General features: G+C 42.2%; 8 protein-coding genes. 6 read left to right on the top strand and 2 right to left on the bottom strand.

Going from position 1 to position 6,681, the window contains the following annotated elements; translation table 11 throughout:
* The 6 genes from ACP7AE_RS13200 to ACP7AE_RS13175 form a co-directional block, all read left to right on the top strand.
* Positions 1-1,593 (top strand): alpha,alpha-trehalose-phosphate synthase (UDP-forming) (locus ACP7AE_RS13200; protein ID WP_426243631.1); only part of this gene is annotated, 1,593 nt, incomplete at its 5' end.
* Positions 1,594-1,612: 19 nt separating this feature from the next.
* Positions 1,613-2,701, top strand: coding sequence for an acyl-CoA dehydrogenase family protein (locus tag ACP7AE_RS13195; RefSeq protein ID WP_426138785.1), 1,089 nt, complete (start codon positions 1,613-1,615; stop codon positions 2,699-2,701).
* A gap of 44 nt (positions 2,702-2,745) precedes the next feature.
* Positions 2,746-3,549: a PIG-L deacetylase family protein gene (locus tag ACP7AE_RS13190; RefSeq protein ID WP_426138788.1), complete on the top strand. Its 804-nt coding sequence runs from the start codon at positions 2,746-2,748 to the stop codon at positions 3,547-3,549.
* A complete protein-coding gene (locus ACP7AE_RS13185) occupies positions 3,533-4,267 on the top strand; it encodes a class I SAM-dependent DNA methyltransferase (protein WP_426138784.1) in 735 nt (244 codons plus the stop codon). Before ACP7AE_RS13190 ends, ACP7AE_RS13185 begins: the two co-directional genes overlap by 17 nt.
* 44 nt (positions 4,268-4,311) lie before the next feature.
* On the top strand, positions 4,312-4,986 hold the full coding sequence (locus ACP7AE_RS13180) for a glycosyltransferase (RefSeq protein WP_426138787.1): 675 nt from the start codon (positions 4,312-4,314) through the stop codon (positions 4,984-4,986).
* 28 nt (positions 4,987-5,014) lie between these two features.
* Positions 5,015-5,695 (top strand): DUF421 domain-containing protein, encoded by a 681-nt coding sequence (locus ACP7AE_RS13175; protein ID WP_426138783.1) that lies wholly within the window; start codon positions 5,015-5,017, stop codon positions 5,693-5,695.
* Between the two features lie 34 nt (positions 5,696-5,729).
* On the opposite strand, the gene ACP7AE_RS13170 is transcribed toward ACP7AE_RS13175, so the two are convergent.
* On the bottom strand, positions 5,730-6,167 hold the full coding sequence (locus tag ACP7AE_RS13170; RefSeq protein ID WP_426243629.1) for a CinA family protein: 438 nt from the start codon (positions 6,165-6,167) through the stop codon (positions 5,730-5,732).
* Between the two features lie 264 nt (positions 6,168-6,431).
* A complete protein-coding gene (locus ACP7AE_RS13165) occupies positions 6,432-6,680 on the bottom strand; it encodes a CsbD family protein (protein ID WP_426243627.1) in 249 nt (82 codons plus the stop codon).
* Position 6,681 lies beyond the last annotated feature (1 nt).

Below are 6,681 nucleotides of genomic sequence, written 5' to 3'. Positions count from 1 at the left end.
ATCGTCCTATCTAACCGAGTTAAAATGCCTGATAACAACCCAATGGCAGGTGGACTTGCAATAGTACTGCAAGACGTGTTGAACGGAAAATCAGTCGTTTGGATGGGGTGGAATGGTGAAATTGTCGAGCGCTATAATGATAATTATACTAATGAATTTAGCAGTATCAAACATACTGCTTTAGCAGACGCTGACGCGCCGTGTGCCAATACATTCATCACTTATATGACCACTGCACTTACCACTGAGCAGTATCAGCAGTTTTACTGCGGCTTTGCCAACAATGTACTGTGGCCATTATTGCACGAGCGAGTTGATTTAATTAGTCAAGCGCCAGAGGATTACGCAGGCTATCAAACGGTAAACCACCTTTTTGCCAAACAATTAAAGAAGATTATTGAGCCTGATGATGTGATTTGGGTGCATGATTATCATTTTTTAAGCGTGGCGTATCATTGTAGGCAGCTGGGTATTCACAATCGTATCGGCTTTTTCTTACATATTCCATTTGTGTCACTGCCATTTTGGCAACAGCTGGATAGAAGCGCTGAGCTTATTCATCATTTTGCTTACTATGATGTATTCGGTACGCAAACTCAGCAAGATAAGGCCAATTGTCTTGACGTCGTCCAGCATTATCTAAAAGATCACTTCTTAACAAACATCCATCTAACCCACTATTTAGAAGGCTTACCAATAAACATCTTACATTCCCAGCAACACCTTAGTACTGCTAATCGGTCGATAGATACACAAATTCTGCTAAATTTAGGCTCAGGGGTCCACCACAGGTTACTGATTGATGCTTATCCAATCGGCACCAATGTGGCAAAAATCCAGCAGCAAGTTAGCCATTTATCCTCGCAATTTGCTACACACACCGATAAAAAAAAGCTGATAAAATCTGCCGACCAGCAAATTATTGCCGTGGATAGGATTGACTACTCAAAAGGGTTGTTAAGACGATTGTCAGCCTATCGTGAATTTTTAGAGCAAAATCCGACCTATCAAAACCAGCTGACGCTATTACAAGTTGCCTGCCCCAGTCGCTTAGATTTACCGGTTTATCATGAGCTTTATAACACTGTCAGACAAGAGGTTGATAATATCAATCAGCAGTTTTTACCAAATAAACAAGGTCAAAAAGATGCCGCCGGAAGTCGCCCAGCCATTAATTATAGCGAAACCGTATTAAGCCATGAAGCATTGATGACGTTGTTTTGGCAGAGTGATATCGGTTGGGTCAACTCGCTTAAAGATGGCATGAATCTGGTCGCTAAAGAATATATCGCCGCGCAAAATCCTGATGATCCGGGTGTGCTATTGGTCTCACGTTATGCAGGGGCCGCTGAACAAATGCAAGCGGCGGTCATCATCGATCCATACCGACCAACAAGCATGACAGATGGCCTGAAAACAGCATTAACTATGTCATTAGATGAGCGAATCGCTCGCTATCAATGCTTATTGCAGGGGTTACAGCAAGAAAACCTTCACTCTTGGTATCAAGGTTTCTTAGAGGACTTATATAACAACAAAGGGCATCAAACAGATAGCCCACTACCTGATACAGTCCAAGAGTCTGGTTTATAAAAATAGCTAGGAGATTCTCATGCTAACGTTAGATACTAAAAATTCTTTACTAACAGAGATGAAAGCTAGTATAGAAAATATCACAGGTATTGATAACCAATCTATCAGCACCTTGGCTGCAAGCGATACATTACGCCATAATATTTTAAAGGTGTTAATCGGTTATAGCGACAAAGTTCCGCATCCTGCTGGTGGAGCTAAAAATGTAAATGGTGCAACATCAGGAACATTGGCGCGTTGGCAGGTTTTGGCTTATGTGGCAGGGATTGATTTAACGATTGCTAAATGGTTTGAATCGCATCTAGATGCCCTAAGTATTTTACATGAATTGGGCTATGGTGATTCAGAGCCAGGGCTTTGGGCCGTTTGGGCAGCAGAAGGGCATCCTGATCCTATCCGTTATGACCAAGGTCAAGTTACTGGTACCAAAGCTTGGTGCTCAGGAGCAAACATGGTTGACCATGCGCTTATGACCTATCGTGATGCTAATAATGACGCGCAACTGTTTGTGGTTGACATGAAACAATCTGGTATTGAAGTTGACGATAGTGAGTGGCAGGCGGTTGGTATGCAAGCCACTGATACGGCGACTGTTCATTTCTCTAACGTAACCGCCAATCAAGTGGGAGCTACAAATGCTTATCTAGAGCGAGTAGGGTTTTGGCATGGGGCTGCGGGAGTGGCGGCTTGTTGGTTTGGGGCAACGGCTTGTTTAGCCAACTATTTAGTCACTGCTTATCAGCACAAACCAAACGATTATAAAGCCATGTATTTGGGTGAGATTAGCACAGCATTGGCAGTCACTCAGCAGTATTTTCATTATGTTGCTAATTTAATCGATAGTCAGCCACAGCTCTGCCACGAACTTGCCATACGCCAGCTAAGATCACAAGTTGAAAAGGTCGCTCGCCAAATAATGGAGGGAGTTGGTCAAGCGTTGGGCGCTGCGCCATTTTGTCGTAATGCTCATTTTGCAAGGTTATCGGCAGACCTTCCTGTATTTATCCGCCAAAGTCATGGAGCGTTTGACTTAAAAAAAATCGGCGAGCTAACCAGTGTTTTAGCTAATGATATAACAGAGGGGCAAAACCATACATGGCAACTATAACATCTAATAATGCTATAAAGCGTATGGTCAAAGATAATGCTGTTATGCTTGCTGCTACTCCTGACTCTAACCATCCAATTGTGGGTGACCGCGTTATCGAAGGCGATGGTACCAGTCCAGATAGCTGGAAAAATTGGTCTGGGCTACAAAACCTTCCTTCATTAAATATCGCAAAACGCTTTGCTGCCCATCAACGCATTTGTATCTTTGCGCCGCATCCTGATGATGAAATTCTAGGATGTGGCGGGCTATTGCAACAGCTGGCGGTGAACGGCAATCCTATTGTACTTATTCACGTGACTAACGGTACGCAAAGCCATCCAAACTCAACCCTCTACTCTCAAGAAAACCTCAATGTTATTCGTCCGCTTGAAAGCATGAAAGCGTTAAGAGCTTTAGGAATCGCTCATCAGGTCACGACTAGAGCGTTACACTTAACAGATGGCGAAGTCTTTAATCAGCAAGAAGATTTTTATAAAAAGCTGGCTGACTTTATTGAGCCTAATGATGTTTTAGTGACGACCTTTAGACGTGATGGCCATCCTGATCACGAAGCAACCGGGCAAGTAGTCACCTCGTTTGCCAAACGGCATCATTTATCCTGCTATCAAGTGTTGATTTGGGCGTGGCATTGGGCAAAACCTGCCGATAGCCGTATCCCGTGGGACTGTGCGATGCGTGTAGATTTAACCGCTGAGCAACTACAGCGTAAAATAGAAGCCATTGCCTGTTTTAAAAGTCAGATTACTGCTGATGACAGTACGGACAATCCACCTATTTTATCTGCGCAAACTATCGCTAGAATCAGCCAACCTTGGGAGGTTTATCTGTATGAGCCATGCTTCTAATACCAATTTGGTCGACGTTCGCCAATATGATAACTATTCAGAAACCTATTTTGACGCGTTATATCACAACAATACCGACCCCTGGCAGTATCAAACGCGTTGGTACGAAAAGCGTAAGAGAGAGATTTGTCTAGCCATGCTGCCAAAATCTCATTATCACTATGCTATTGAACTGGGCTGCGGGAACGGTGTGCTGAGTGAGTTATTGGCTCAGCGTTGTCAGACTCTAATCAGCATTGATGGCAATCAACAGGCCGTGAAACTTGCCAAAGAACGTTTAGCAGAATTGCCTCATGCTTATGTCATTCAGGGCGTGATTCCTACTATTTTATTGAACCTAGAAAGGAAACTTATAGATACCGATTCTCTATCAGACAATGTTTCTGCTACTCGCTCACCTTTTGATTTAATTGTCATTAGCGAGGTTTTATATTATCTAGAACCCAATGATATCGATACAGTGATTGCTTGGGCGCAGCAGAATATTGCTATAGACGGTACATTGCTATGCTGTCATTGGCGCTATGCGATTGATGGGTTTGCGATGACGGGAGAAACCGTGCATCAACGCCTACACCAAGCATTTAATGCCGCAAACGATAAGGCATCTTGCCAAGTAACTTTTAATCATCAAAGCCAAGTGGTCGATAGTGATTTTTTATTAGATGTTTGGCAAAATTCTCCAAATACGGTCGCTATGCAAGAAAATTTAATATGAAGACGTCTAACAGTCGATAAATACGAGGGGCATCCATGAGTAATATAAAAATTGGTATTGTGATTCCTGTGCACAATGAAGTGACGTCTATCATTAAGTGTTTGGCAGCATTACAGTGCGCCATTTCACAACTACCACCCTCCATCTCGGCATATCCATTGGTGGTACTAGATAGGTGTACTGATGATACGCAATCAATCGTCAAAGCCGCCGGCGTTGATTATCTGTGCTGTGACTACCAATGTGTGGGTAAAGTGAGAGACATAGGCATTCGTCATGCGATTGCAAAAGGTGCAACATGGCTTGCCTGTACAGATGCCGACACAGTTGTACCTGTTGATTGGTTGGTGCAGCAAGTTGAACAAGTTACGCGTCAGCCAACTGATGTTATTTGTGGCGTAGTGAGCGTTGATAGCTGGGAGCATTTGATGCCACAAACGCGTGAAGGTTATATCGCTCATTATCAAGACAAAATGGGGCATCGTCATATTCATGGGGCAAATTTGAGTTTTAGCAGTGAGGCTTATTTGGCTGTTGGCGGGTTTTCGCCGCTGCCTTGCCATGAAGACGTGGATTTGGTTAAAAGATTTGAAGTTCATGGCTATGACATTACTTGGAGCAATCGCGTCCGTGTAACGACCAGTAGTCGATTGCAAGCACGTACGGCAGAAGGTTTTGCTGCATTTCTAACGAATTTAGAAAAAGATAACTTACCATGATGGTCTAAAGTCCTAATAGGAGCGTGATATGAACTGGACCAGTATTTTCATTTATGACACAACATGGAGTTTTGCAGCAGAAATAGCAATACGTACTACGTTCATGTTTTGCCTAATCATTTTATTGTTACGAAGTACAGGCAAACGCGGGATTCGCCAACTCACTATTTTTGAGTTAACTATGATTTTGGCACTAGGCTCTATCGCTGGTGATCCCATGTTCACAGAAGACTTACCGCTTATTCAAGCGGTGCTCATCATGAGCCTTGTCCTACTTCTTTATAGACTTTTCACGTGGTTTACCACGAAGCACAAGTTTTTTGAGCTTCTATTAGAAGGCAAACCCACTTATATTGTAGAAAATGGTTTGTTGATAATTGAGGATGTCGAAAAAGGTAAAATGTCGCATGATGAATTTTTTACTGAAATGCGTCAACAAGGCGTGCGTCATTTAGGGCAAGTGGAGGTTGGATTGCTCGAAACAGATGGTGAGTTCAGTGTTTTGTTATTTCCACATGATGAAACGCAATATGGCTTACCTATTTTCCCCAAAGAATTTCAGGCAACAAAAAAGATAGAACACGGACAGCCTTATGCCTGTATGCATTGCGCATATGTCGAGTGTATTTTAGCGCCAGATGAAGTATGCAATCGATGCCATCATTCAAGGGGGTGGGCTAAAGCTCTAAATACTAAGATAATAAATTAGTTAGGATGACTGGTTGACCACCTCAATAACACTCTTACAAATAAGGTTGATATGAAAGCAGTTTTTGCTCAGGCGCGCCGTGACAAAGGCTGCGAAACTCATAAAACTCACCTTTATAGCCGATACAATAAAAAAACGTCCCAACGGGTTTTTCTTTGGTTTCAGAACCGCCAGGCTTTAGCAGCCCCGTGCAAGCAACATGCAAGTCAGCGTCAAACATCGTTTTGGATTGAATGACGAGCTCTCGGGTAACTGCTTGAGACTCAGGCGTACATTCCTCAATTAACTCGCTGGATACCTTTAGCACCTTTTTCTTTATAGCAACGTCATAACACACCAGTCCACCCATTAACACATCACCTGAATAAGGGCTGACAGAAAAACGATGCGCTAAATAGCCAGCAGTTGCGCTTTCAATAAAGACCACCGTCAATCCTTTGTCTGCTAATAATTTTGCACAGCTACCCGTCACAGCGTTCTCCTTATTAAAAATAGGTAAAATCAAAACAATTACAATTGTCTCAGTAGTTATTACAGTAGTTTTCTCTTTAATATTCAGTTTATGACATGATGAATTTGCGTAACAGATTTTTTAATTTTTTACGCGATGACAAAGGTAAAAGTAATGAAAGGATAAATTACCGCTACAGTTTATACATTAAAAAAAGACCGCATATTCTCAATGCAGTCTTTATTATAAGTAATAGAAATTAAAGAGTTAGAGAAAAGGTTCTATTTAGTATTGATTTTCGCGACGCCAGTCATCTACATCATGCTCTGCATCTTCTCTTGAATGCCTATAACGTTCTTGAACACGGCCAACCAATTTATCACGGTCACCCTCAATATGAGTGAGATCGTCATCTGTCAGATCCGCCCACTTTTGTTTTACGGAGCCTTTGAGTTGGTTCCATTCACCTTTCAGTGTTTGATTGTTCATATTTTGATCATCCATACTATTTTCATTAATATCTTGATTATCCATA

It is taken from the genome of Psychrobacter sp. TWP2-1-2 (genome assembly GCF_049896785.1).
Taxonomy (GTDB): Bacteria; Pseudomonadota; Gammaproteobacteria; order Pseudomonadales; family Moraxellaceae; genus Psychrobacter.
Note: the sequence above shows the minus strand (reverse complement) of the source record. Positions and strands in the feature narration are given on the sequence as shown.

Bases quoted from the DNA above. Each gene is read 5' to 3' on its own strand.
- ACP7AE_RS13175 (WP_426138783.1), top strand. From the start codon at position 5,015: ATGAACTGGACCAGTATTTTCATTTATGACACAACATGGAGTTTTGCA.
- ACP7AE_RS13165 (WP_426243627.1), bottom strand. From the start codon at position 6,680: ATGGATAATCAAGATATTAATGAAAATAGTATGGATGATCAAAATATG.
- ACP7AE_RS13190 (WP_426138788.1), top strand. From the start codon at position 2,746: ATGCTTGCTGCTACTCCTGACTCTAACCATCCAATTGTGGGTGACCGC.
- ACP7AE_RS13195 (WP_426138785.1), top strand. From the start codon at position 1,613: ATGCTAACGTTAGATACTAAAAATTCTTTACTAACAGAGATGAAAGCT.
- ACP7AE_RS13185 (WP_426138784.1), top strand. From the start codon at position 3,533: ATGAGCCATGCTTCTAATACCAATTTGGTCGACGTTCGCCAATATGAT.